This is a genomic window from Pseudomonas sp. KCJK9111, assembly GCF_046231935.1.
Lineage (GTDB): Bacteria > Pseudomonadota > Gammaproteobacteria > Pseudomonadales > Pseudomonadaceae > Aquipseudomonas > Aquipseudomonas parafulva_B.
This window is the reverse complement of the sequence record NZ_JBJJMO010000002.1, coordinates 12,205-36,982: the sequence shown is the minus strand read 5'-3', so window position 1 is coordinate 36,982 and position 24,778 is coordinate 12,205. Positions and strand designations below refer to the sequence as shown.

26 protein-coding genes are annotated in these 24,778 nt (G+C 61.4%); 10 read left to right on the top strand and 16 right to left on the bottom strand.

Features of this window, described 5'->3' with window-relative positions; all coding sequences use genetic code 11:
* Window positions 1-17: 17 nt before the first annotated feature.
* From cysB to ACK59L_RS01140, 3 genes are all read right to left on the bottom strand, one after another.
* Complete coding sequence (gene cysB / locus ACK59L_RS01150) at window positions 18-992, bottom strand: HTH-type transcriptional regulator CysB (protein ID WP_023536044.1); 975 nt, start codon at window positions 990-992, stop codon at window positions 18-20.
* 126 nt (window positions 993-1,118) lie between these two features.
* On the bottom strand, window positions 1,119-1,616 hold the full coding sequence (locus ACK59L_RS01145; protein ID WP_409271340.1) for a universal stress protein: 498 nt from the start codon (window positions 1,614-1,616) through the stop codon (window positions 1,119-1,121).
* A gap of 90 nt (window positions 1,617-1,706) precedes the next feature.
* Window positions 1,707-2,660: a putative 2-dehydropantoate 2-reductase gene (locus ACK59L_RS01140; protein WP_409271338.1), complete on the bottom strand. Its 954-nt coding sequence runs from the start codon at window positions 2,658-2,660 to the stop codon at window positions 1,707-1,709.
* A gap of 232 nt (window positions 2,661-2,892) precedes the next feature.
* Here ACK59L_RS01140 and ACK59L_RS01135 point away from each other — a divergent pair, with 232 nt between their 5' ends.
* Window positions 2,893-3,969 (top strand): 3-deoxy-7-phosphoheptulonate synthase, encoded by a 1,077-nt coding sequence (locus ACK59L_RS01135; protein WP_058603806.1) that lies wholly within the window; start codon window positions 2,893-2,895, stop codon window positions 3,967-3,969.
* A 41-nt stretch (window positions 3,970-4,010) separates the two neighbouring features.
* Here ACK59L_RS01135 and ACK59L_RS01130 read toward each other — a convergent pair whose 3' ends face one another.
* Complete coding sequence (locus ACK59L_RS01130; protein ID WP_196134894.1) at window positions 4,011-4,292, bottom strand: GNAT family N-acetyltransferase; 282 nt, start codon at window positions 4,290-4,292, stop codon at window positions 4,011-4,013.
* A gap of 500 nt (window positions 4,293-4,792) precedes the next feature.
* On the opposite strand from ACK59L_RS01130, the gene oprI reads away from it, so the two are divergent.
* The gene (oprI, locus tag ACK59L_RS01125) at window positions 4,793-5,044 is read left to right on the top strand and encodes an outer membrane lipoprotei OprI (protein WP_182139615.1); all 252 of its coding nucleotides are present in this window, start codon (window positions 4,793-4,795) and stop codon (window positions 5,042-5,044) included.
* A 117-nt stretch (window positions 5,045-5,161) separates the two neighbouring features.
* Here oprI and ACK59L_RS01120 read toward each other — a convergent pair whose 3' ends face one another.
* From ACK59L_RS01120 to ACK59L_RS01110, 3 genes are all read right to left on the bottom strand, one after another.
* Window positions 5,162-6,139, bottom strand: coding sequence for a L,D-transpeptidase family protein (locus ACK59L_RS01120; protein WP_409271335.1), 978 nt, complete (start codon window positions 6,137-6,139; stop codon window positions 5,162-5,164).
* A 111-nt stretch (window positions 6,140-6,250) separates the two neighbouring features.
* Entirely contained in the window at window positions 6,251-6,541 is a 291-nt protein-coding gene (locus ACK59L_RS01115) for a hypothetical protein (RefSeq protein WP_058603804.1), read from the bottom strand.
* A 58-nt stretch (window positions 6,542-6,599) separates the two neighbouring features.
* Window positions 6,600-7,205, bottom strand: a complete 606-nt coding sequence (locus ACK59L_RS01110; RefSeq protein WP_409271333.1) for an arylesterase — start codon at window positions 7,203-7,205, stop codon at window positions 6,600-6,602.
* 10 nt (window positions 7,206-7,215) lie between these two features.
* Here ACK59L_RS01110 and ACK59L_RS01105 point away from each other — a divergent pair, with 10 nt between their 5' ends.
* Window positions 7,216-7,902 carry an ABC transporter ATP-binding protein gene (locus tag ACK59L_RS01105; RefSeq protein ID WP_409271331.1) on the top strand — a complete coding sequence of 229 codons (687 nt, stop codon included), beginning with the start codon at window positions 7,216-7,218 and terminating at the stop codon, window positions 7,900-7,902.
* On the top strand, window positions 7,899-10,406 hold the full coding sequence (locus ACK59L_RS01100) for an ABC transporter permease (protein ID WP_409271329.1): 2,508 nt from the start codon (window positions 7,899-7,901) through the stop codon (window positions 10,404-10,406). Before ACK59L_RS01105 ends, ACK59L_RS01100 begins: the two co-directional genes overlap by 4 nt.
* Window positions 10,407-10,456: 50 nt before the next feature.
* Here the strand turns inward: ACK59L_RS01100 and msrA are convergent, their stop codons facing one another.
* From msrA to ACK59L_RS01070, 6 genes are all read right to left on the bottom strand, one after another.
* Window positions 10,457-10,924: a peptide-methionine (S)-S-oxide reductase MsrA gene (gene msrA, locus ACK59L_RS01095; protein ID WP_196134889.1), complete on the bottom strand. Its 468-nt coding sequence runs from the start codon at window positions 10,922-10,924 to the stop codon at window positions 10,457-10,459.
* Window positions 10,921-11,841, bottom strand: coding sequence for a homocysteine S-methyltransferase family protein (locus tag ACK59L_RS01090; protein ID WP_409271327.1), 921 nt, complete (start codon window positions 11,839-11,841; stop codon window positions 10,921-10,923). The genes msrA and ACK59L_RS01090 overlap by 4 nt, the downstream gene beginning before the upstream one ends.
* Window positions 11,838-12,884 (bottom strand): glycine betaine ABC transporter substrate-binding protein, encoded by a 1,047-nt coding sequence (locus ACK59L_RS01085; RefSeq protein WP_409271325.1) that lies wholly within the window; start codon window positions 12,882-12,884, stop codon window positions 11,838-11,840. The genes ACK59L_RS01090 and ACK59L_RS01085 overlap by 4 nt, the downstream gene beginning before the upstream one ends.
* 17 nt (window positions 12,885-12,901) lie before the next feature.
* Window positions 12,902-14,932, bottom strand: coding sequence for an ATP-binding cassette domain-containing protein (locus ACK59L_RS01080; RefSeq protein ID WP_409271531.1), 2,031 nt, complete (start codon window positions 14,930-14,932; stop codon window positions 12,902-12,904).
* Between the two features lie 434 nt (window positions 14,933-15,366).
* Window positions 15,367-16,059, bottom strand: a complete 693-nt coding sequence (locus tag ACK59L_RS01075; protein WP_078478792.1) for an IclR family transcriptional regulator — start codon at window positions 16,057-16,059, stop codon at window positions 15,367-15,369.
* A 193-nt stretch (window positions 16,060-16,252) separates the two neighbouring features.
* Complete coding sequence (locus ACK59L_RS01070) at window positions 16,253-16,603, bottom strand: amidohydrolase family protein (protein WP_409271322.1); 351 nt, start codon at window positions 16,601-16,603, stop codon at window positions 16,253-16,255.
* A gap of 20 nt (window positions 16,604-16,623) precedes the next feature.
* Here ACK59L_RS01070 and ACK59L_RS01065 point away from each other — a divergent pair, with 20 nt between their 5' ends.
* The 3 genes from ACK59L_RS01065 (at window position 16,624) to greB (ending at window position 19,033) form a co-directional block, all read left to right on the top strand.
* The gene (locus ACK59L_RS01065) at window positions 16,624-16,935 is read left to right on the top strand and encodes a hypothetical protein (RefSeq protein ID WP_409271320.1); all 312 of its coding nucleotides are present in this window, start codon (window positions 16,624-16,626) and stop codon (window positions 16,933-16,935) included.
* A gap of 44 nt (window positions 16,936-16,979) precedes the next feature.
* Window positions 16,980-18,314, top strand: coding sequence for an MFS transporter (locus ACK59L_RS01060; protein ID WP_409271318.1), 1,335 nt, complete (start codon window positions 16,980-16,982; stop codon window positions 18,312-18,314).
* 215 nt (window positions 18,315-18,529) lie between these two features.
* Complete coding sequence (greB, locus tag ACK59L_RS01055; protein WP_409271316.1) at window positions 18,530-19,033, top strand: transcription elongation factor GreB; 504 nt, start codon at window positions 18,530-18,532, stop codon at window positions 19,031-19,033.
* Between the two features lie 32 nt (window positions 19,034-19,065).
* Here the strand turns inward: greB and ACK59L_RS01050 are convergent, their stop codons facing one another.
* Complete coding sequence (locus ACK59L_RS01050) at window positions 19,066-19,374, bottom strand: hypothetical protein (protein ID WP_196134883.1); 309 nt, start codon at window positions 19,372-19,374, stop codon at window positions 19,066-19,068.
* Between the two features lie 207 nt (window positions 19,375-19,581).
* The gene (locus ACK59L_RS01045; RefSeq protein ID WP_167340399.1) at window positions 19,582-20,994 is read right to left on the bottom strand and encodes a transglycosylase SLT domain-containing protein; all 1,413 of its coding nucleotides are present in this window, start codon (window positions 20,992-20,994) and stop codon (window positions 19,582-19,584) included.
* Between the two features lie 152 nt (window positions 20,995-21,146).
* Between ACK59L_RS01045 and ACK59L_RS01040 the strand changes: the two genes are divergently transcribed.
* The 3 genes from ACK59L_RS01040 to ACK59L_RS01030 all read left to right on the top strand — a co-directional run bounded on the left by ACK59L_RS01040 (window position 21,147) and on the right by ACK59L_RS01030 (window position 23,973).
* Window positions 21,147-21,944, top strand: a complete 798-nt coding sequence (locus tag ACK59L_RS01040) for a TatD family hydrolase (RefSeq protein ID WP_409271314.1) — start codon at window positions 21,147-21,149, stop codon at window positions 21,942-21,944.
* 106 nt (window positions 21,945-22,050) lie between these two features.
* Window positions 22,051-23,529, top strand: coding sequence for a methyl-accepting chemotaxis protein (locus tag ACK59L_RS01035; RefSeq protein WP_326383801.1), 1,479 nt, complete (start codon window positions 22,051-22,053; stop codon window positions 23,527-23,529).
* Between the two features lie 75 nt (window positions 23,530-23,604).
* Entirely contained in the window at window positions 23,605-23,973 is a 369-nt protein-coding gene (locus ACK59L_RS01030) for a terminase (protein ID WP_409271311.1), read from the top strand.
* 6 nt (window positions 23,974-23,979) lie between these two features.
* On the opposite strand, the gene ACK59L_RS01025 is transcribed toward ACK59L_RS01030, so the two are convergent.
* On the bottom strand, window positions 23,980-24,777 hold the full coding sequence (locus tag ACK59L_RS01025) for an acyl-CoA thioesterase (RefSeq protein WP_409271309.1): 798 nt from the start codon (window positions 24,775-24,777) through the stop codon (window positions 23,980-23,982).
* Window position 24,778 lies beyond the last annotated feature (1 nt).

The window sequence follows — 24,778 nt, the reverse complement described above, 5'->3', positions numbered from 1 at the left end:
GCCCTGGCGTCCGAGGATCAGTGCACCGGTAACTCGACACCTTCGAACAATGCCTCCAGCTCCTGCTTGTTGTGACACTGGATGGCCTTGGCCATCACTTCACGGGTCAGGTGCGGCGCAAACTTCTCGATGAAGTCGCACATGAACCCGCGCAGGAAAGTGCCACGCCGGAAGCCGATCTTGGTGATGCTGGCTTCGAACAGTTCGCTGGCGTCCAGGGCTACCAGGTCACCGTCCAGCTTGGCGTCAACTGCCATACCTGCAACGATGCCCACGCCCAAACCGAGGCGGACGTACGTCTTGATCACGTCCGCGTCCGCCGCCGTGAACACCACCTTGGGCGTCAGGCCGCGGTTGCTGAAAGCTTCGTCCAACTTGGAGCGCCCAGTAAAGCCGAACACATAGGTAACGATGGGATATTCGGCCACCGCTTCGAGGGTCAGCTTGGGAAGCTTGGCCAATGGATGGCCCTGCGGAACCACCACGCAACGGTTCCACTTGTAGCACGGCATCATGATGAGGTCGCCGAACAGCTCGAGCGCTTCTGTGGCGATGGCGAAATCCACCGTACCGTCTGCGGCCATCTCGGCGATCTGCATCGGGGAACCCTGATGCATGTGCAAGGACACTTCCGGGTACTGCTTGATGAAGCCACTGATCACCGGAGGCAAAGCGTAGCGAGCCTGGGTGTGGGTGGTGGCGATGGAGAGCGTGCCCTTTTTCTCGTTGGAAAACTCCTGGGCGATCTGCTTGATGCTCTCGACCTTGCGCAGGATTTCGCCAGCGGTGTTGATGATGCGCTCCCCTGCTGGGGTCACACGCGTCAGGTGCTTGCCGCTACGCGCAAATACCTCGACGCCCAACTCGTCTTCGAGCAGTCGGATCTGCTTGCTGATCCCCGGCTGCGAGGTATACAGGCTTTGTGCTGTCGCAGAGACGTTGAGGTCATGGTGCGCTACTTCCCAGATGTAGCGCAGTTGTTGAAGCTTCATAGGGTTCCCTCAGTTCAGCGTGGGTCAGCGGCAGCGGGCAGCGACGATATATAACTATATTAGTGGTAATCGTAATAAATCTAGAACTATTTTGTTACACCGCCTGGAATATTCCCACAGCGTAATTCAGCCTTTCCTACGACCTAGATGCTGTGCCAAGGGGACCATGTAGACCGGTATAGGCGAGAGCTGGAGCAATCTGACCGCCGTTCTACCCAGGGGCACGTCCACGCCCGCCCCGGCGCTGTGACTCCCGAAGACAACCAGGTCGACGCTCAGGCGCTGGGCCTGATCCAGGATGACTTGCGCAGGGTCGCCCTGGCGCACGCGCACCGCCTTGAGCACCGCCAGATCGGCTTGCTCCCCCAGCTCCTCACGGAAATTTTCCAGTACACGCTGCTCGATGTTGGCCATCACCGTACCCACACCCTGGCTGTGCAGCTGGTCCAGGGTGTGTTCGTCCAGGTAACTTTGCAGGAGGGATTCGGCAAACTGGCCCATCGGTTCGACCGCATGAATGACGTACAACTCGGCACCGAATGTGCGCGCCAACGCTAGCGCATGCTGCATCACGAATGGCGCATAGACGCCGAGGTCTGTGGCGTACAGCAGAGAGCGGATCATTCGACCTCCTCGACTGCCATGGCGGCAGGGCAAACTTGAGCTTAGCAGCGCATCGGCGCCTCGCTTGCCCAGCCTGGTGCATGACTGCGCCTAGAGCATGGCCCCTCCACTGTTTTTACCGAGGAACCTCAGCGACTGGTACAACATCTCCATGCGGGGCAAATGGCAACCCGCGGACTGGGCGCGGGCCAGAGGCGCTGCATAGATGGCCTCTGTCTCTAGAGGTCGATGATGAACGTGGTCGTGGTACATGCTGGGCCAGTAATCAGGCATGCGCTCGGTCATGCTCAGCAGTTGCTGAGCATAGCCTGCGGGCATGGCATGACCACAAGCGACAGCGCCCACCATCACCTCCTCCATCAAGGCTTGCACCAGCGTGCGGGCATGGCTGTCGCCCAGCAGCTGGGCCGTGCTGGCGCCGAGCAACACTGACAAGCCGTTAAAAGGGACGTTCCACACCAACTTTTGCCACCGGGCGCCAGCCAGATCAGGCATGCCCACAGAACTCACCCCCGCAGCCTGGAACAATGAAACCCCCTGCTCCACCAGGCGGCGCCCGCCATCGTCACCAGGACCACTGTGATAACCCACGTTCACGGTACCCAACGCCTGATGGCGAATCACTCCGGGTGCCTGGCGGTCGGCGCAGACGAAGCACAACCCGCCAAGCAGGTGCATATCAGCCCGCAGTAACGGGCGCAGCTGCGCTTCGACATCCAGTCCGTTCTGCAGCAGCACCACTTTCGCATCCGGTGCACCGGCCTGCACGATCAATGGCGCCAGTTGCGGGTTGCCGGTGGCTTTGGCGCCTATCAATAGCCAATCGCAGGGCGGCATTTGCGCGGCGTCGGCGTAGCAATTTACTTTGGCGTGCAGCCGACCATGGACAGCGCTCTGGACGGTCAGCCCGTGATGACTGACCGCTTCATACTCGCTTCTGAGCAAAAAGTGCACATCGAAACCGGCCTGTGCCAGCAGCAGCCCGTAAAAGCCGCCTATGGCACCGCTGCCGATGATGCCAATCCGGGGGTTGCGCGCGTGCATGCGGTTCTCCTTCTCATGTCAGCCTGTTTATTACACCGGTTGGGCACCTTCGCGCAGATCGATGCTCGCCGTCGACCCCTGCTACCCGGAAAAACCCCGCCTGCACGGGGCAATGCCCATTGTGGCGCAAACGCTAACGCGCTAAGGTTCGGCTCCCCGCTGCGATTATTCTTGCTGCTGGGCCGCACGGGGATAGCTGGCGGCCGGCACCCGTGACCTGACGAGTAACACGATGGCTGATTTACCGATCGATGACTTGAACGTTGCATCCAACGAGACGCTGATCACCCCCGACCAGCTCAAGAAGGAAATCCCCCTTAGCGCCCAGGCCCTGCAGACCGTGACTGCTGGCCGAGACGTGGTGCGCAATATTCTCGATGGCAAGGATCACCGCCTGTTCGTCGTGGTCGGCCCCTGCTCCATCCACGACATCAAGGCCGCGCATGAATACGCAGCGCGCCTGAAGGCCCTGGCCGAAGAAGTGTCCGACACGCTGTACTTGGTCATGCGGGTATATTTCGAAAAACCGCGTACCACCGTGGGCTGGAAGGGCCTGATCAACGACCCGTATCTGGACGACTCCTTCAAGATCCAGGATGGCTTGCATATCGGTCGCAAGCTGCTGCTGGACCTCGCCGAAATGGGCTTGCCCACGGCCACTGAGGCACTGGATCCGATTTCCCCGCAATACCTGCAGGATCTGATCAGCTGGTCAGCCATCGGTGCCCGTACCACCGAGTCGCAGACCCACCGCGAAATGGCCTCTGGCCTGTCGTCGGCCGTCGGCTTCAAGAACGGTACCGATGGTGGCTTGACCGTCGCTATCAACGCCCTGCAGTCGGTGTCCAAGCCGCACCGGTTCCTGGGAATCAACCAGGAAGGTGGCGTCTCCATCGTGACCACCAAGGGTAACCCCTACGGGCATGTCGTGCTTCGCGGCGGTAATGGTAAACCCAACTACGACTCGGTCAGCGTCGCTCTGTGCGAACAGGACCTGGCCAAGGCCAAGATCAAGGCCAACATCATGGTCGATTGCAGCCATGCCAACTCCAACAAGGACCCGGCCTTGCAACCGCTGGTGATGGAAAACGTGGCGAACCAGATTCTGGAGGGCAACCAATCGATTATTGGGTTGATGGTCGAGAGCCACCTGAACTGGGGCTGCCAATCCATTCCCAAGGACTTGTCCCAGCTGCAGTATGGCGTTTCGGTGACGGACGCCTGCATCGACTGGTCGGCGACCGAGAAGACGCTGCGCAGCATGCGCGCGAAGTTGAAGGACGTACTCCCTCAGCGCAATCGCGCCTGAGACCTTTGGGGCCGTTCAGGCCCTAGTGTTCAAAGCAGCGATCACACCTTGCTGGCGTGACGCTGCTGACGCTCCAAGTAACGCTCCACGTACGAGCAGGACGGTATCACCGTGTAGCCCATCTGCTCGGCATATTGCAGCGCGCGCTCGGTAAGGGCAGCTGCGATCCCACGCCCGCGCAAGGCGTTGGGTACGAAGGTGCGGTAGATGTCCAGCGTCTGCTTACCCAGGTCCATGTAAGTCAGATAGGCACGATGACCGTCCACATTGGTCTCGAACTGATGACCCGCCTGGTCATGGTGGATGGTCAGCGCTTCGCTCATCACTACTCCTTGCGGGCCTTTCTGGCAGACCCATAGCCTAACCGATGATCAATACCCGGCACACTTGGCACATGCATCGTCTATTGCGCGTTGGACCGCTGGACGTCTGCGTTCGTTCGGGTTTTCTGTAGACCCACATACTAGGCGCATACCCGTGGACTGCTCAAGTGAAGCGATTCGAATGAATGCAAGCTACCAACGTCTTGCGCTGTTAAGTGGGACGTTAGCTTTGCCGACAAATGATGTAGGACTAAGACGCACAAAGACAGTAGAAGTCACCCTTAGTTCAACATGAAAGTTGCCGTTAGTGCAGAGTTAACCTGCTGGCTCGGCGCGATGAGCCGCGCCCCTTTGCTGGTGCAGAAACTGCGCACTGTTTTTTTTGCAGTTCTTGCGTTCAGTCAGTTTACTTACTACAAGTAATGGGTACTATGTACGCCGGCCAGTTTCTCTTTTCTGAGAGATGGCTCATTAATAGAAAGTCCTTGAAGGGGATCACGATGAACAACGTTCTGAAATTCTCTGCTCTGGCTCTGGCCGCAGTTCTGGCTACCGGTTGCAGCAGCGCCTCCAAAGAAACCGAAGCTCGCCTGACTGCAACTGAAGACGCAGCAGCCCGCGCACAAGCTCGTGCCGATGAAGCCTACCGCAAGGCTGACGACGCACTGGCAGCCGCTCAGAAAGCTCAGCAGACCGCTGACGAAGCCAATGAGCGCGCACTGCGCATGCTGGACAAAGCCAGCCGCAAATAATAGCCCCTTGGGGCTGTTATGAAGCCGACCCCTTTGGGGTCGGCTTTTTTTTGCGAATTTTCGACATCGAGGCGCGATTGCGCACTACGTCGCCGTCAAGGCAGTTCGCAGAGAGGGTTACTGCATCTCATCCGGAAGCGTCGAGACCATCGGCGTAGCGTTCTGATTGTCAACGGGCACAGCAATCTCCACCGGCATGCCATCTTCGGCAGCCACGACGTCGCGGACCATGTCCCAGTTCATGCGCAGGTTATTGGCCAGGTCTTCACGCTTGAGCAACGCGTTGATGACCGCCGTATGCTTGTCGACCACCGAAGGATTGCCCTGATCATCCAGCGGCGTGTGGGCTTCGAGGTATACCTTGCCCCCGCTCACCCCAAACTTGTACGGTTCGTTGATGATGCGAACAGGAGTGCCCACCGGCACCATGCCCGACAGTTCCAGCACGTTGTTGTTGAGCATGCGGAAGCAGCCATGGCTGGTACGCATGCCGATCCCGAATTTCTTGTTTGAGCCATGGATCAGGTAACCCGGTACACCCAGGGTGAACTTGAAGGGCCCAAGCGGGTTATCCGGGCCTGCCGGAACCACGGCAGGCAAGATGTCGCCATCGGCTGCATGCTCGGCCCGGATCGACGCCGGCGGCGTCCAGGTAGGGTTTGGCGTCTTGGCGATGATCTTGGTATTGGCAATGGGCGAGCCCCAGCCTTCGCGACCGATCCCCAACGGGAAGGTGTGCACCACATTCTCGCCTTTGGGGTAGTAATACAAGCGGTACTCGGCAAGGTTGATGACGATGCCTTCACGAGGACCCGGTGGCAGGATGTAGCGCGTGGGCAAGATGATTTCGGTGCCTGCGCCAGGCAGCCAGGGGTCGACACCCGGGTTGGCGGCGATCATCTCCAGATAGCCCAGGTCATTGGCCGTACCGATATCGGCGAATGTATCTTCGTACTTGGCCTTGATCACATGCACCTGACCGACGATGTCGTCCCCAGGTGGCGGCAGTGGCAACTCCAGTGCGACAGCAGGCCCCGCTACCAGCAAGGCGGCCAGGGACAGGCTACGAGTGACGGCGGGAAAGCGCGGCAACATCCGGTAAATCCTTTGGAAGGTGGGACGAAAGGCATGATTGTACACCCCCACCCCAGACAGCGGGAGGCATCCTGAGCCGGACGCGGTTACAGATGATGAAAGGTGCGCGCCTCAGACCGCCTGCAATTGTGGCCAGACCGGTCGCATGCCTCGCCGCTGCGCATCGAGAATGGCGCGGCACAGCTCGCACAGCCGGGTATCGCGATAGATGGTGCGTGGCACGCCGGACCAGCGGGGGTGCGCAGGCAACAGCCCCCCGCACAATGTTCTGTCCACCGGCACGCCGAGTTCGAGCTGCCGCGCGACCAGATGAACGCGACTTTCCTGGCAGGCGAACAGGTCAAGCTGTTCGTCGGGCTCGATCAATTGGTAGGCGAAAAGGGACCAGGCAGGGCGCGGCATCGGGGGTACTCGGAACGGGGGGCGCAACATTAGCCCAAACCCGCCCCCGTTTAAAGCGTCAGAGCAAGGGTTTGAGCGCCGGCCAGGCGTTTTCCAGCAGCCGCTGCTGGGCGCCCTGGGCAGGATGGATGCCGTCTGCCTGCATCAACTCAGGAACGCCGCCAACCCCTTCCAGGAAAAACGGCACCAGTGCTACCTGCTTGTCCTTGGCCAACTCCTTGTACACCTCGGCAAAAGCGGTGGTATAGCGGACGCCATAGTTGGGAGGCAGCTGCATGCCCAGCAGCAAGACCTTGGCACCTGCCTGGCGCGACTGATCGATCATCGCGGCAAGGTTCTGTCGCAATTGCGCCGGCGGCTGGCCGCGCAAGCCATCGTTGCCTCCCAACTCCAGCACAACCACCTGGGGCGCGTGCTCAGTCAGCAACGCTGGCAGCCGCGCCTGCCCGCCGGCACTGGTGTCGCCACTGATCGAGGCGTTGACCACCTTGTCGTCGAAACCTTCCTGACGCAGGCGGGTCTGCAACAAGGATGCCCAACCTTCGCGGGTATCCAGGCCAAAACCTGCGCTGATACTATCACCGACAATCAGCACCGTTCCCGCAGTCGCGCTCTGGGCCAGGCAATACAGGGCCAGACCGGCACTCATCAACCACATTCGCATCGGATTCTCCATGGGCCCCAGCATGCTCGTTGCTCAGCACCTTAGCAAAGTGGTCACCAGCGCGGAAGGTGAACTCACCATCCTGCACCCCATGTCGCTGGAGCTGGCCGCAGGGGACAGCCTTGCCATCGTCGGCGCCTCAGGTTCAGGCAAATCGACCCTGCTTGGGCTGCTGGCCGGGCTCGATCAGCCCAGCCAAGGTTCGGTGACGCTCGCCGGGCACGACCTAGGCGTGCTCGATGAGGACCAGCGGGCCCGCATCCGGGCCGAGCACGTGGGCTTTGTGTTCCAGTCGTTCCAGTTGCTCGACAGCCTCAATGCGCTGGAAAACGTGATGCTGCCGTTGGAACTGTATGGTCGCGCAGACGCGCGCGATCACGCGCGCACCTTGCTCGAACGCGTAGGGTTAGGGCAACGGCTTACCCATACGCCGCGGCAGCTGTCGGGCGGTGAGCAACAGCGGGTGGCTCTTGCCCGTGCTTTTGCTGCTCAGCCGGCCGTACTGTTTGCCGACGAACCGACGGGCAACCTCGACAGCCATACGGGCGAGCGCATCAGCGACCTGCTGTTCGAACTGAATCAGGAGCGCGGCACCACCTTGATCCTGGTGACCCATGACGAGCGACTCGCTCGCCGTTGCCACCGCCATATCCGCCTGGATGCGGGCCAGTTGGTCAGCCCCTTGGAGGCCGGATGAAGGGCATGTCGGCGGCGCGCCTGCTGGGGCTGGCCTGGCGACAGCTGCTGCGCGATCTTCGGGCCAGCGAAGTGCGGGTATTGTTCTTTTCGCTTCTGATCGCCGTGGCGGCCAGTACTGCCATCGGGTATTTCGGCGCGCGGCTCAACGCCGCTATGCAATTGCGTGCCAGTGAGTTCCTGGGCGCTGACCTGGTACTGCAGGGCAGCGCCCCGGCCGCAGCGCCACAGATTGCAATCGGCGAGGCTTTGGGGCTGCATCACGCGCAGGTGGTCGAGTTCACCAGCGTGGTGGGCGCAGATAACGGTATCCAGCTCGCGGGGGTCAAGGCCGCCGATAACGCCTACCCATTGCGCGGCCAGGTGCGCAGCGCCGCCGAGCCTTATGCCGAGGAAAAACCAGGCGGCGGGCCGGCAGCTGGCGAGGTGTGGGTGGAACCACGGCTGCTGGCGGCATTGGGCATGAACATCGGCGACAGCATCGATGTGGGCATGAAGGCCCTGCGCATGAGCCGCGTGCTGACCTATGAACCGGACCGGGCAAACAACTTCTACAGCTTGACCCCACGGGTGATGATGAACCTGGCGGACCTGCCAGCGACCGGCGTGGTGCAACCCGGCAGCCGCGTGACATACCGTGACCTGTGGAGCGGCCCTGCCGAGGCATTGGCGCAATACCGCGCCAGCGTCGAAAACACGCTTTCGGCCAGCCAACGGTTGCGCGACACCCGCGATGGCAACCAGCAGATCGGCGGCGCATTGGGTCAAGCCGAACGTTACCTGAACCTGGCCAGCCTCGTTGCAGTATTGCTGGCCGGTGTCGCCGTGGCGCTGTCTGCCAGTCGCTATGCCGCCAGGCGCCTGGACGCCAGCGCCCTGCTGCGTTGCCTGGGCCTGTCGCGGCGCCAGGCGCTGATCCTGTACAGCCTGCAGCTGGCCATGCTCGGGCTTGCAGCTGCGATCGTGGGCGCCGCAGTGGGCTGGCTTGCGCAGCTGGGTTTGTTCAAGCTGCTGCACGGATTACTGCCCAGCGACGTACCGCCAGGGAGCCTGTGGCCGGCCTTGGCTGGCGTCGCCACGGGGTTGGTCGCGCTGGCAGGCTTTGCTCTGCCGCCGATTGCAGCCTTGGGTAAAGTGCCCCCGTTGCGGGTGCTGCGTCGTGACCTGCTCCCTGTACCTCCCAGTAGCTGGCTGGTCTACGGTGCAGCCCTGTTCGCCCTGGGGCTTATCATGTGGCGGTTGAGCCTTGACCTGCTGCTCACCTTCGCACTCCTGGCAGGCGGCCTGGCGGCAGCCCTGGTGCTGGGCGGGTTGCTGTGGCTGGGTTTGCGCAGCCTGCGTCGGCTCCTGTCAGGGGCGCCGCTGGCCTGGCGCCTGGGGCTGGGGCAGTTGCTTCGCCACCCCACGGCCGCCGCCGGGCAGGCCTTGGCTTTCGGGCTGATCCTGCTCGCCATGGGCCTGGTCGCGCTGCTGCGTGCGGAGCTGCTCGACACCTGGCAGGCACAGCTGCCTGAAGATGCCCCGAATCATTTCGCACTCAATATTCTGCCTGAGGACCAGGGCCGCTTCGCCCAACAGCTCAAACAGATCAACGCCGCTGCGGCTCCCCTGTACCCAGTCACACCTGGGCGGCTGATCGAGATCAATCAGCAGCCGGTCCAACAGATCGTCACGAAGGACTCTGCAGGCGAACGCGCCGTGCAACGGGACCTGAGCCTGACATGGGCGGCGCAGTTGCCTGACGGCAATCAATTGACCGGTGGTCATTGGTGGCAAGGATCACCAAGCGATGACGATGTACCTGGCGTATCGGTGGAGGCCCAGCTCGCCGAAAGCCTTCACCTGAAACTGGGGGACAGGCTCACGTTCGATATTGGGGGCCAGCAGCGCCAGGCCAAGGTGACCAGTCTGCGCAGCGTTCACTGGGACAGCTTTCAGCCCAATTTCTACATGATCTTCCAACCCGGTACGTTGCAAGGGCTGCCTACCACCTATCTGACGAGTTTTTACCTCGCACCCGGGCATGATCAGGAAATCGTCGCCCTGTCACGCGCATTTCCTGCGGTGACCATCCTTCAGGTCGATGCATTGCTCGCCCAGCTACGCAGCATACTTGCTCAGGTCACGCTGGCTGTGGAGTACGTGCTGCTGTTCGTACTGGCCGCAGGAATGGCCGTTTTGTTCGCAGGCCTTCAAGCCACCTTGGATGAGCGCATTCGTCAAGGTGCACTGTTGCGTGCCCTGGGGGCCCAACGCCAATTGCTGACCAAGACACGGCGCATCGAATTCGGCTTGCTGGGAGCACTGAGCGGTTTGCTGGCGGCGCTGGGGTGCGAACTGATCACCTTCGTCTTGTATCACTACGCTTTCGCACTGCCGTGGAGCCTGCACCCGTGGTTGCTGCTGATGCCCGTTGCAGGCGCGCTGCTGGTCGGCTGCGCGGGTGTGCTCGGCACTCGCCGCGCACTTAACGCCTCACCGCTGGCGGTCCTGCGTGAAGGGTGAAGCCAGGACGGTTCTGCGTGACTCAGGACCGTCTTGGCGACATGCCAGGCTTACAGCGAGCAGCTGCCCAGGCCGTGCTTCTCCAAATACCGCTGCTGGTCCTGGTCAGCCAACTGAAAGTCGCCCAAAGGCAAGATGACGGTCGCCACTGGCTTGCTCAGTTTCCCTGAGGCCTCCAAGTAGTGCTTGGCGGCTTGTGCCAATTCAGCCTGAGCAGGGTTATTTACGAAGAGCGCAGAGCGATATTTGACGCCAATATCCGTGCCCTGACGGTCGACCGACGTAGGATCATGCAGCGCCCAGAAATGCCCCACCAGTTGGCTGTACGACGTCAGGCCTGGATCGAAGTCGACCTGGACCACCTCGATCACGTCAGCCTCCCCCTGGGCCGATCGCGCAAAGCCCACTCGGCTGTCGACTACACCCGGCAGAGCCCGGAAGGCCGCTTCGGCGCCCCAGAAGCAGCCCGCACCAAAAGTCGCCTGCTCCACACGTTGCTGTGGTTGTCTGTCCGTCATGAGGTGATGCCCTCTGGCTCAATCGCGAAGTGTCTATGAAGTTGTTCGATATGTTCAGGGCCGATACCACAGCACCCGCCTATGATCGTGGCGCCTGCGGCGACCCAGGTCCTGGCCCAGTCCAGGTAGGGCTCAGGCCCGAGGTCTGCACGGATGTCCAGTAACGTAGTGTTGGCCTCGGCCTCTTGCGACACCGGCGGGAAAGCGTTGGCATAAACCCCCAGCTCCACGCGCTGCTCAAGATCGCCAAGGACGGCCTGAGCCTGCTCCAACGCAGCCCCCATGACCTCTGGCTGACTGCAATTGAACAGCACTGCCTTGGCTCCGACCGAGAGGGCGCAGCGCACGCCATCAGCCACCGACTCCCCTGAACGCAAACGTGGCGCGTGATCGGCATCGTCGATCAGCGTATAGGACACCCACAGCGGCTTGGAACGCTCACCCAGCGCCTGAGCAGCGGCCTGTACTTCGGCCGTGGAGCTTTGCGTTTCAGCCAGCCATACGTCTACATGCTCTTGCAGCCCTGCAATCAGCTCCTGATGGATGGCCACAGAAGCCTGGTGGTCGAACAGGTCGGGCCGATAAGACCCAAGCGCCGGCGGCAGCGAGCCGGCAACGCGTACAGGGACAGCGCTTTGCGAAGCCGCTTGGCGAGCAAGCCGCCCTGCGCGATCGGCAAGCGCTCGCCCCTGCTCGGCGAAGCGCGTCTGGCCTAGGTGAAAAGGCACCACAGCATAACTGTTGGTCGTCACGACCCGCGCGCCGGCCCTTATGAACGCCTCGTGCGCCTGGAGCACGTGCTCTGGGGACTCGATCAGCGCGAGCGCTGACCATTCCGGTTGCCTGAAAGGCGCTCCGCTGCGCTTGAGTTCCCGCCCCATTCCGCCGTCAAGGAGGTGAATCGGACCCTGGCTCATTGGGCTTGGCCCTGTGCGGGAGCTGCGGCCAGCCATTGATCGACGGTGGTCTGATGATCCTGGATCCAAGCCTTGGCTGCGACATCAGCAGGTACCTGTTCCTTTTCGATCTTCAGTATCAAGGCATTGAGATCGCTGGGGTCAATGGCGAAATTGTGCAGGAACGCTGCGACCTTCGGCGCGCGTTTTTGCAGCCCAGCGGATGCAAGCACATAGACCTTGGCATCGGGGAACGCGCAGGTGATCTTGCTCTTGTTCAGCCAATCGGCGTCTACTGTAGGGCTTATGAACTTCCAGCATCCATCGGCCTTGTAAAGCGGATCACCCTTCTTGTTGTCCTGGGCATAGCCGTCAAATGCCGGCTCTTCCAGGCGCCGCAGGTCGAATGCCGAAAACACCCAATCGGGCGTGTAGGCGTAGAACACCACACCGCGCTGCGCTTTGTAGGCTGACGCCAGCTTGGCGTACGTCACCGAGGCCTCGGTCGAGATCGCTTCGAACTTGTCGGCAAAGCCGTAATCCTTGGCCTTGATCTGGCCAATGTAGGTGGATTCCCAACCCGCAGGGCCCACCAGCAACTGCGCCTGACCACCGCCCAACGGCTCGAACAGCTTGGCCACTTCAGGCTTGTTGAGATCGTAGATGGACTTGACGCCGTATTTGTCCTGCAGGTAACCCGGGATGTAGAAGCCCTGAACACCGGTGTACGGATGGGCATTGGGTAGCAAGGACTTGGTCCCACCGCTGACGTACTTGGCCCAGGCCGCCGACTGGTTCGGCAGCCAGATGTCGGTCAGCACGTCAACCGAGCCATCCCCTTTTGCCGCAGCGCTCAATAGCACAGGCACATCGCCTGCCAGGTAAGAAACTTCGCCATCCAGACGGCTCTGAATGACTTCGCCCAGAATGTGTTGAATGGCAATCGCGCCGGTCCAGTTCTGCTCACCGATGACGATCGATTCCTTCGCCGAGACTGCTGCAGGCAAGATAAGGGAAACCAGCAGTGCGGCGGTTCCCAGTTTGCTGGGCAGGTGTCTGTTCATGTGGGTTCTCGCTGTGTTCAGGTACGAAGAGGGTCTTGCTGGCGCAAGCTCGATTGAATGATCCGGTCGGGTATGAGCGCGCACAGCACTATCGCCACGCCTGCCAGCACGCCCTCCCCGCCTTTGATGTTGCGAAGCGCAGTCATGACGTCGTAGCCCAGCCCACCAGCGCCGATCAGCGCGGCGACCACGACCATCGACAGGCTCATGACGATGGTCTGATTGATACCCAGCAACAGTGACCGGCGTGCCAACGGCAACTCCACCTTGAGCAGCGCTTGCCAAGGGCTTGCGCCATGGGCGAGCGCTGCCTCGACGGTTTCCTTGGGTACTTCCTGGATGCCCAGCGATGTCAGACGGATCATCGGCGCCAGGGCGAAAACCACCGTGGCGATCACAGCCGGGGTCTTGCCTACCGAGAAAAAGGCCACTGCAGGGATCAGATAAACGAACGTTGGCAGCGTTTGCATCACATCCAGTAGCGGTGTGACCAGCCGTCGCACCCGCGCACGCTTGGCCAGCAGGATTCCGGTCGGAACGCCGATGAGCAATGCAATCAACACCGAAGAGCCGACCAGCGCCAAGGTGGAGACAGTGCGCTCCCAGAAGCCGAACAGACCGATGTACAAGACCGCCGCAGTGCTGGTCAGCGCAAGCGTCGTTCCAGCCGAGCGCCAAGCCAGAAGTACCAGCGCCAAGGCAGGAACAGGCCAAGGCAGCCAGCCCAGCCCACTTTCAATGCCGTCGATGACCCCACGTACGATGTAGATGACCCCGATGAACGCACGCTCGAAGGTCACCTGCGACCATGCGATGAACTGGTCGATGCCCTGGGCCACCTGCAACATTAGCTGGCGGTCAGCCGGAAACTGCTGCAAAACGTGACCTGTCTCGGGTGCAAACACACGCCAGATCACCAGCACCTGACTCACCATCAGTACTGCAAGCGGCACCGCCCAGCCTGACTCGGAGCGCGACACCGGTTGGCGACTCAACGAGGCCGCTATGATTCGGTTCGTCACGAACACGGCCAGGGCCGCCAGCGCTGCCAACGTCGATGAACCGACGATGCTCTGGGCCAATACCGCAAGCGCTGCGAGTTCAGTGGCCAGGCAGAGCCAGAAGGCGCCGCCTCTGCCGGCGGCGGCCAGCGCCGCAGGCCCCATCAACAGGGCTTGCCAGCGGCCAACGGCGGTGCGGCCAGGCATTGCTCGGGTGTTTTCTTTCGGAGCCGCCGGGGCGACGGAACGTGCGCGCGGCATGACCTTGGTGTGGTCCTGAAAGAAGTCGGCCACTTCGCTGTCGGCCGGTGCTTCCAGCAATTGCGCTGGGGTACCGACCTGAACGAGGCGACCTTGGCGCATGATCGCGATCCTATCACCCAGGCGCAGGGCCTCTGCGGGGTCATGCGTAACCAACAAGGTGGTAATACCGCGCTCGCGGACTAACGCCATGAAGTGATTTTGCAGGTCTCGTCGAATGGTAGGGTCGAGCGCGCTGAAGGGCTCGTCCATCAGCAGGATGTCCGGTTCGCTCACCAAAGCCCGCGCCAGGCCGACCCGCTGCTGCATGCCGCCGGACAGCTGGTGGGGATAATGCTCGGCCCAGCCCTCCAGCCCGACTGCGCGTAGCTGCACCTTGGCCGCTGCATGACGAACCGCTTCCGGGGTACCCCGCAATTCCAATGGCAATGCGATATTGTCCAGTACGGTGCGGTGGGGTAACAGCCCGAAGTGCTGGAAGACCATGCCGATACGCCGGGACCGCAACGCTCGCAGCGCCCTTGCGTCCAGGTCGCCGATGGCCTGACCATCGACCAGGACTTCGCCACTGGAGGGCTTTATCAGCCGGTTGATGTGCCGAAGTAACGTAGACTTTCCGCTGCCGGATGTGCCCATCAAGCACAGCACCTCTCCCCGCCGTACTTCCAAATTGACCTGATCGACAGCGGGCAACACGGATGCGCCGCCAGGATAGGCCTTGGTAACGCCCCTGAACTCAAGGACAGTATCGACGCCACGCCCTCTGTCGTCGTCAGGACGAGCGATAACGTGGCGAGACGGAAGGGGCTTCTCGGCCAAGGCACTCTGATTGATTGTCACGCGGGACTCCGAGCATGAAACCACTGTTGCAAGCAGGCGCTGGCTTCAGGGGGTGAGATTGATTAAACCGCACGCCTGCGACCTGAATGATCGAGCGGCTGCAAGCTGATCGGCGAACGCAGAGAATCGCGCCAATCGAGTTAAATCTAATCGATCTTAAAAATCTTTTATAAATATCTTTTTGGAATTAGCTTAGGCGCAGGCCCACGCTTGCGCCAAGCCTATTTGCGTTGGTTGCAAGCGCGCCCAATGGGAAGGTCGCCAAGCCTGACGTGCCTGGCGCTTGAGGGGTCGAGAAGCCTCGCAGATCACCAGGCTTTCGAATCAAGGCCGCGCATTGTGCAACGGCGGCGAACGGCTACCTGAAGAGGCATTGAAGACTAGGCGGCCTTGCAACCGAGGCTGCGCATCAGATCGCGGGTTGCGTCGAGAAAGACGTCGTTGATCGCCTCGACACACTCTGGCGTCAAGCGGCTTGAAGGGCCTGACAGCACCAATGCACCGACCAATTCATCACCTGCCCCGTAGACGGGAAAGGCTACCGAAGCCGCATGCGGGTCCGTGGCCCCCATCGAGAAGAACGGTTGCTGCATGGTGATGCCGCTGGCAAACGGTGTGCGCAATGCCTGGGCGCCGGCAGCATCGTCCATCGGACGCATATCGCCAGGTTGAACGTGCATGCGTAGACGATGGGGGGAATTCACCCGGTACTGACACATGCGGTAGGCCCCGTGGCGCACGTAGAACGACGCCGTTTCACCCGTACGCTCGGCCAGAAGGTGCAGCCTGGGCATCACGTGCCGCTCCAGATCGATACCCTCTTCGTACACGGCGTTAAGCCGCATCACTTCACTGGCCAGTTGATAGCGACCGTCGGCCATGCGGTTGACATAGCCGTGATTCTCAAGCGAAACCATCAGGCGCATGATGGTACTTTTGATCAGCCCGGTACGCTCGACAAGCTCGACAAGCGTCAGCGCCGTGTCACCCACCTGAAACGCAGAAAGCACCGTCAGCACGCGGTCGGCCGAAGCCACTCCATTGACCGCTGGACGCGGCCGGACATTTACCATCGAAAGTTCCTCACCTGTGAATGATGCAAGTCATTGGCGGCATTGAAAGCGTCCCATTATCTGGCAATGCCCCGACGACCGCCATCACAGCTGACCACGTCGGTTGCAATGTTGCGAATTCTGCAGCGAAGGAACTCCGCATGAACGAGCCCATCTGGTTGGGAGCTGGCCTGCAATCAGGTGAATCAACCGCTCAGCTCATGAGCTGATAGGTCTCACGGGCAGTCCCGCTGAACAGCCGATTCTTTTCAGGCTCGGTAAAGTCTGTCACTACACGCTTGAACGCGTTCCACAACACGTCGTAGCCGAACATGCCCTTGTCCACCGGGAAGTTGCTTTCGAACATGCAACGCTCCACGCCGAAGCAATCTATGGCATGCAACAGATAGGGTCGCCATTGCTCGGCCAGGATGACCGAGCTTGGCGGTTTTGGGGCAAGGTGGTAGTCGAACCCCGCGACTTTCATACCCAGCCCCCCTAGCTTCAGTCGCACATTCGGACATTGCGCCAACCGGCAAAGACCTGCCGACCACTGCGTGAACACCGCATCGCGTTGACCGGCGTATGGGCCAGCCCCAGCGGCCCGCCGAGGTGATCAATGACGATCAGCAGGTCGGGAAAGGCTCGGGCGACCTCAAGCACTTCATCGAGCTGGGTGTGGTAAGCCCAGACATCCAGTACCAGTCCACGCTGTTGAAGCTGTCCAGGGTCGCCGAGCCCCTGCAACGCATCGTCTCCTGCGCAGGTATCAGCAACACCAACCTGGCATTTGGTGGCGACGATGGCCAGACGCTGTTCATCACCGAATCCGAGACCGGCAGCATCCTGCAGGTCCGTACCCACGCACCAGGATTGCCGATGTTCTCCCACAGCTGAACGCGCCTGTCAGCGCACACCACAACTACAAAAAGAGTGACGACATGACTTACGAAAACCCTAGCGCACAAGCGCCGCTCAGTGACGCCGAGGGTGAACGCCTGATGCGCCGGATCCTCTGGCGCCTGGTGCCATTCATCTTCATCTGCTACGTAATCAGCTACCTCGACCGCACGAACGTGGGTTTCGCCGCCATCAGCATGAATCAGGACCTGGGCCTGACAGCGACGATGTTCGGTTGGGCGGCGGGCCTGTTCTTCTTCGGTTATTTCATGTTTGAAATCCCCAGCAACCTACTGATGCAGCGCTTTGGCGCGCGGGTATGGATCGCACGGATCATGATCACCTGGGGTCTGATCTCGATGGCTACCGCATTTGCCACCGGGCCCATCAGCTTCAGCATCGCACGGTTCCTCCTGGGGCTGGCCGAAGCGGGCTTCACCCCTGGGGTCTACCTGTATTTCACCTACTGGTTCCCAGGCAAGTGGCGGGCCAAGGCCACGGCGGCATTCCTGCTGGGCATCCCTGTGGCCAACATTGTAGGCTCACCGTTGTCGGGCTGGCTGATGGAGCAGCACGGTGTCTGGGGGCTCAAGAACTGGCAGCTGCTGCTGGTGACCGAGTCAATGCCGGCAGTGCTGCTGGGCATTGCCTGCCTGTTCGTGTTGGTCGACACCCCGGCCAAGGCCAAGTGGCTCAAGCCCCGGGAGAAAGCCTGGCTCACTCAGCGCCTGGCTCAGGAGCAACAAGCGATAGGTGCATCCCACGGCACGACCCTGCGCGCTGCACTGACCAATCCGAAGGTGTTTACGCTGGCTGCGATCAATTTCTGCTGCATCGTGGGCTCCATTGGCACCGGCCTGTGGCTTCCACAAATCATCAAGAGCCTGGGTATTTCCAGCGGGACCGTAGGTTTCGTGGTAGCACTGCCTTACCTGCTGGGTGCAGCGGCCATGACCTTATGGGCTCGCCTGGCCAACCGCAGCGAACACCGTCTTGCGTACGTCGCCAGCGCGCTTGCTTTCGCGGCCTTGGCATTGGTGGGCGCAGCGTTGATTGAGCAGCCGGTGCTGAAGATCGCCTGCTTGTGCATGGCGGTCTCCGGGATTTTGTCTTTCCAGGCGACCTTCTGGGCCATCCCATCGACCATTCTGACCGGCCGTGCGGCAGCTGGCGGCCTGGCCATGATCGTCTCGATCGGCAATCTCGGCGGGTTCACCGGCCCATTCCTGATCGGCCTGATCAAAGATGCCACGCAAAGCTTCACGCTGCCTTTCTTCGCGGTTGCATCGATTCTGTTGATCGGTACCTGCCTGATGCTGTGGCTGGGTGATCCTGCCAAGCGCCAGACGCCACAAGGCCACGGCCAAACGGCTTGATGCCCAGGAGCTGCGCCCTGACCGCCCCCGTCCGCAGTAAGCGGACGGAGGCTCTGCCGGCCCAAGCCATCGCCCCTTCTTCCAACCACAGTACCCAGTGCTTGAACATGGCGCTGCTGGGCGGTTAACGTCTGTAGCCTCCCGGCTACCCTGCGCCGCCTCCCCGTGCGCGCAGCGACCCTGTCGGCCAGGTTCGAATACGGAAAAAGGCACACATGGCGACTGACCTCATCACCGAAGCAGGCTACCAAGCCCTTAAAGATGAACTGGACTGGCTTTGGCGCGATGAGCGACCGGAGATCACGCGCAAAGTGACCTGGGCAGCGTCCCTGGGCGATCGCAGTGAAAATGCGGACTACCAGTACAACAAGAAACGGTTGAGGGAAATCGACCGGCGTGTGCGCTACCTTCGCAAGCGCATCGAGAACCTGCGCGTGGTGCCCTACTCGCCCGCGCAGGAAGGAAAAGTGTTCTTTGGGGCGTGGGTAACCATCGCCAACGAGGACGACGAAAGCAAGCGGTTCCGAATCGTCGGCGCGGATGAAATCTACGACCGCAAGGACTTCATTTCCATCGATTCACCGATGGCCCGGGCCTGCATAGGCAAATGCGTCGGGGACAAGATCACGGTGCGCACGCCAACGGGGGAAGCCTACTGGGACGTCACCGACATTCAATACGACGCACACGAAACCGCGCCCCGGTTCGTCAAACCCTGATTCTTTTGCACCGCCGCGGAACGGCAGGCTTTTCAGCGTGCCGTGATCAGGCCTTGACGTGCGATACGCACCAGGTGGCCGATCACTTCGGCCGAGGCCTCGGCCGCGGGTGCTTGAATCACGGCAAGGTCGAACCGGTCATTGGCGTACTGGGCGAAATGCTCGCCGGTCTCGGCGAACTGAATCAGGAATGCGCGGGCCTGGCCCCTTCGACGGGACAAACCTTCGAGGTGGCGCAAAAGTGTGGGCTGGTGCGCCCCCCAAAGCAGGATGCGCGGGGTACGCGATGCCTGACTGACAGGCAGAGGGCTCAGACAGACGCTGGTACGTGGGCAACTCATGGTGCATTCTCCGCCTCGCCAATCTCGCTGGGCAGCGGTGGGAGGCGTCACCGAACCAGCGCTTTAGCGGTATTTCGAAACACCCCTGGGGCGTCTCTGCGCCCCGCAAGTAGCTGTTTAAATCGGCGCAGGCGTCATGCTAGAGCGATTGAACCGAACATGCAAGCGCACGATTCTGGCCAATTGCCCGCTCCAGTGCGCCTCCGCTTAGTGTTTGCCCTTGGGCTCCAGCACCCGCCGCTCCCGATTGAACGCCAGAAAGTACTTGTTCACGCTGTTGACGAAGTTGACCGGCCCCATGCCCACCTGCTCCATGGCGATGCGTTCGGTCTGGAAGAACCATTGGTTACCGTTGAGTCCACGCTTGCGCGCTTCGGCGCGCATGGCCTGCACGCGCTCGGGGCCCAGGTTGTAGGCGGCCAACACGAACGCCATGCGCTCACGCTCATTGATGCGGGGGCTGGAGAAAAACTTGCGCCGGATCAGGGCCAGGTAACGCGCGCTGGCCTGGACATTACCGTCCACCGTCTTTATGTTGCTGACCCCGACCCGCTGGGCAGCTGCCGGCGTGATCTGCATCAACCCGTGTGCGCCCCCTGCCCCGCGTGCGGCCGGGTTGAGAGTCGACTCCTTGAATGCCAAGGCGGCAAGGTTGAGCCAGTCGATCTGCTGCGCTTGGCCATGCTTTTTCAACACGGCACTGACCGAGGCCAACCGCTGGCGGTCCTGACGGGCGAGCGGGTTGTGTACCCGGTACTGACGCCGATAGATGCGCTCGAACGCTGCATCCTCGTTGTCAGGGGCACGATAGTTTTGTAGGAAGCGGTCGACCGATGCCTGCAACTGCGGCGAGTTACGCCCAACGTACCAGCGCATGGCTTGCGGGGGCCCCAGGTGCACGCGTGGGTTGACACGCAGCTTGGGCATGACCTTTGACCAGCGGCGGGCGATTGGCTGCTCGACCACGGTCAAGTGATAGATACCGGCCTGGACCATCTCCAGCACATCCTCGATGGCCAGGGTCGGATCCACCCACTCGACCTTGACCGCAGGGCGCTTGCGCAAGGCCAGGCGCTGGTTCAGTTGCTCGATCACCGGGCCCGCGGCACTTGCGCTGGTCAGCGCGATGGTGCGGCCTGACAACTGTTCTGCCTGGCTGAAGGTGCGCTCCCCCTTGCGTCCGACCAATACCAGCGCCACCTGATCACGTACTGGGGCAGTCGCCACGACATTACGCACCGTGGCAGGATCGAGCAGTTCGCCTGGGGCGGCCAAATCGCCCTCCCCGCGCCCCAGTGCGCCCAGGAGTTGCTCCTTGGCGCGGGGGATCAGTTTGAGTTCGATGCGCTGGTTGTCCTGTGCCCGGGCATTGAGGAAGTGCTCGAGCGCGCGCAGGCGGTAGTACTCGACGCCCACCGGCTCGCCCTTCACTTCGCCGGAGCTGTTGCGGCTTTGATTGACCAGCACGCGCAAGACCTTGCTGCTGCGAATGTGCTGGAGATCGCGGGCATTGGCCGGCGGGATGTGGTGCTGCGGGCCCGGGGGACGTACCTGCGTCTGCGCCTGGCTGGCCAGGGGCAACCCTAACAGCAGCATGAACATGAGCCAATAGCGTGGCATTCAAGGTATCCGTCGTGAGTGGGTAGCCAAATGACGTTCGCCACGTTTGGGCTTGAGGTCAAAAAGACCATGCCCTGGACTTGAAGTTCTTGGACAGCCAGTTCGGCACGGGCTTTTGCTATGCTGGCGTCCCTGCGGCACGAGGTAGCACCATGCAATTGATCGATATTGGCGTCAACCTGACCAACAGCAGTTTCCATGACCGCCAAGCGGAAGTGGTCAACCGCGCTTTGGAAGCGGGCGTCGCGCAAATGGTTCTGACAGGCACCAGCCTGCCTGTGAGTGAACAGGCAATTGACCTTTGCCAGCAACTGGACAGCGCGCAAACTCACCTGTTCGCGACGGCCGGGGTTCACCCGCACGATGCAAACAGCTGGAACAGCCAGAGCGAAGCGCACATGCGCCAACTGCTCGCCGAGCCGCGGGTGCGCGCTGTAGGCGAATGCGGCCTGGACTTCAATCGTGACTTCTCTCCACGCCCTGCTCAGGAAAAGGCCTTGCATGCCCAGCTGGCATTGGCCGTGGAATGCCAGCTACCGGTGTTCCTCCATGAGCGCGACGCCAGCGAGCGCCTGCTGGCCATCCTGAAAGAGTATCGCGACCAGTTGAAAGCAGCCGTGGTCCATTGCTTTACCGGGGAACGTACTGCCCTGTTCAGCTACCTGGACCTGGACCTGCACATTGGCATCACTGGCTGGATCTGTGACGAACGACGTGGGACGCACCTGCATGGATTGGTGGGCAATATCCCGACCGGCCGCTTGATGCTGGAGAGCGATGCGCCCTATTTACTACCGCGCAGTCTGCGCCCCAAGCCCAAGAACGGGCGTAACGAGCCGGCGTACCTGCCCGAAGTGCTGCGAGAAGTGGCGCTGCACCGCAATGAAACCCTGCAAGAAACCGCCGCGCACACCACTGCCACGGCCAAGGCATTCTTCAAATTACCGTAGCTACCCTGATATCTATTGATACATATCAACACCCTCCGAGTCGCTCTGGGCACAATGATGGCACCTTGCCAATATTGTTTTCGCTCAACTCAGAGAAGACCTGCCCATGGGTGCCTGGCTTAGCAATGTTTCACTGAAATACAAGTTCTGGGCGGTCAACGCCGTAGCCTTCGTGACCACCTTGCTGTTGGTGCTGTACGCGGTTCACCTGGAGCAACGCGCCCGTGCTGAAGGGGCTGTACACCAAGCCACCGCCCAGGCAAGCCTGCTGGCGGCGTGGCCCGAAAGCCAGCCTTTGCCTCTTTCGCCAAGCATCATAACCTGGCGTGCTGGGCAGACGCCCTCCTTCGCCGGCGAGCCCCTGGAGGCCCTGCGCGGCGCACAGGGCTGGGTAGTACTGCCCTCCAGCCAACTGTTGGGACAAGACCCATTACAGGGTGCTCATGTGCTGCAAAGCGGTGATCATTACGTCGCAGTACTTGCCCAGTCACCCAGCCTGCGCCAAGTCTTCATCGATCGATTCTCGCATTATGCGGTGTGCGTGCTGATTCTGATGCTGGCCATGCTCGCCGCTTCGCAACTGCTGATCCGCTTTCTACTCAGCCAGCTCAACACACTCAAGGACGTGATGCTGCATGTGGAAAAAACCGGCGATCTGGCCGCTCGCGTACCCCTGGCCGGCGGTGACGAAGTCGGTCAGATGGCGGGCGCCTTCAATGCCATGCAGGGTACCTACCACCGTATCGTCAGCACCGTTGCCACCACTGCAGCACAGCTCGACTCAGGTGCTGCGCGTCTTGCGGCCAGCATGAACGACGTGCGCCACGGCATGCTGGGGCAGCAGAGCGAAACCGACCAAGCCGCGACAGCCATCAATGAAATGTCCGCCACCGTCTACCATATCGCCCAGCATGCAGGGGCGACCCGCGATCTCTCCCAGACTGCCGACACGCTCGCCGGCAGTGGAAAAGACGTGGTCACTCGTGTGCAGACGTCCATTGCCGGGCTTTCCAGCGGCGTCCAGCAGACCGCCGAAATGATCCGTCAACTGGCCGAAGACAGCCAGAAGATCAATGGCGTGGTCAGCGTCATTCACAGCATTGCCGAGCAGACCAACCTGCTGGCACTGAACGCGGCCATCGAAGCGGCCCGTGCCGGTGACCTGGGCCGCGGGTTCGCCGTGGTGGCCGATGAGGTGCGCAACCTGGCCAAACGGGTTCAGTCATCAACCGACGAGATCACCACCATGGTGTCTGCCCTGCAGTCAGGCACCCGGGATGCGGTCGAGTTCATGCAGGAAAGCTCCTACAAAGCCGACGATTGTGTAAAACAGGCCCAGGAAGCAGGTGCGGCATTGGCCGAGATCACCGGCGCAGTGGCGCAGATGCGTGAAAGCAACACCCAGATCGCCGTGGCTGCCGAACAACAGAGCCAGGTGGCAGAGGAAATGAACCGCGCCGTGGTCAGCATCCGTGATGTCACCGAGCAAACCGTCCAGCAGACCGTAGGTTCGGCCACCACCAGTTCGGAACTCGCGACACTGGCCGGCGCGCTTAACAAGGCCATAGGTCAACTGAAGCTATAAGGTTCATAGCCAGCGCCGATTGGCTCTGCGCGCGCCTGCACACTAAGCTTTGGGCATGACCGAGAGGAAGTGCCCATGAACAAACGCCTACCCAATCTGCTCGCCTGGCAATGGCGCGGCTACTCGCACAGCCATCGTCACCCTGCAAACCTAGTGCTGCATTTGATAGCGGTTCCGCTGTTCATTCTAGGTGCGTTGTTGATCGTGTCTGGCTTGTTAGGGCTGGACATCGTGCAGCTGGCCGTCGGTCTGCTCGCCCTGGTCGCGGCCATTGCGCTTCAACGTCACGGCCACCGCCTGGAGGCGGACACTCAAGAGCCCTTCATCGACCGTACTGACCGGGTTCAACGCGTGCTCAGCGAACAGTTCATCACATTCCCGCGCTTCGTCCTGAGTGGCGCGTGGCGGCAGGCCTGGCGCGACCGTCATAAGCCTCGGCGGTGATGGCCTTTAGGCAAATACCGTCACCGTTTGCCTGCTCAAGGCCAGCAACGCGCCATCGTCACTCCATAATGCGGCGGCGGCATGGCCATAGCCCTCGTGTGCGTATTCGGTCTCCACACGGTACTGGCACCAATCGCCAGCGTTCAGCGAGCGTACAGGCTGCACGAACTCGATGGTCCAGGTAAGCGTACTGCCGGCTGCTGGCTGTTTCAGCATGGGCAGTACGCTAGGTGGCCATGCGTCTACCAATGCCAGCAGGTGCGCCTCGCTCATTACCCCGCCCTGCACGTCACGCAAGCGCACCCAGCCCCCCATGACGCGCGAGTCGTTGCCGCTGAACGGCAGCCCACCGATTGCCCAGCGCAACTCCAGGTTCTTCATGAATTCCGGGGTCACTCCCGGGATGTGAGGCAAGGCTGCCGCGCTTTCCTCAAGGGCTGGCATCTGCGGCGCAGGTAGGGGCAGTACGGACACCGCAGAGCTTCGTGCGGCGCCGAAACTGCCCTGTACCAGCGTCACCACCTGCCCCTGCTGCACGGCGCGGCCCAGCAGCGTGCTGACACCCGTGCCCTGGCGCAATACTTCGACCTCCAGACGAATCGGGGTATCTGCCGAAGCAGGGGCCACAAAGGTAATGGCCAGCGAGCGCACCGGGCGGTCATGGCCTAGCCGGGCACGCATCGCCTCGAACACCATGGCAGCCATCAGGCCGCCAAAGATCGCTCGTCCCTGGCCCCACCCTGCCGGTACGCGTACGCTGTCGGGGTGAGCTCTGGCAGCCTCAAGCACTTGTTCGAACGTCATT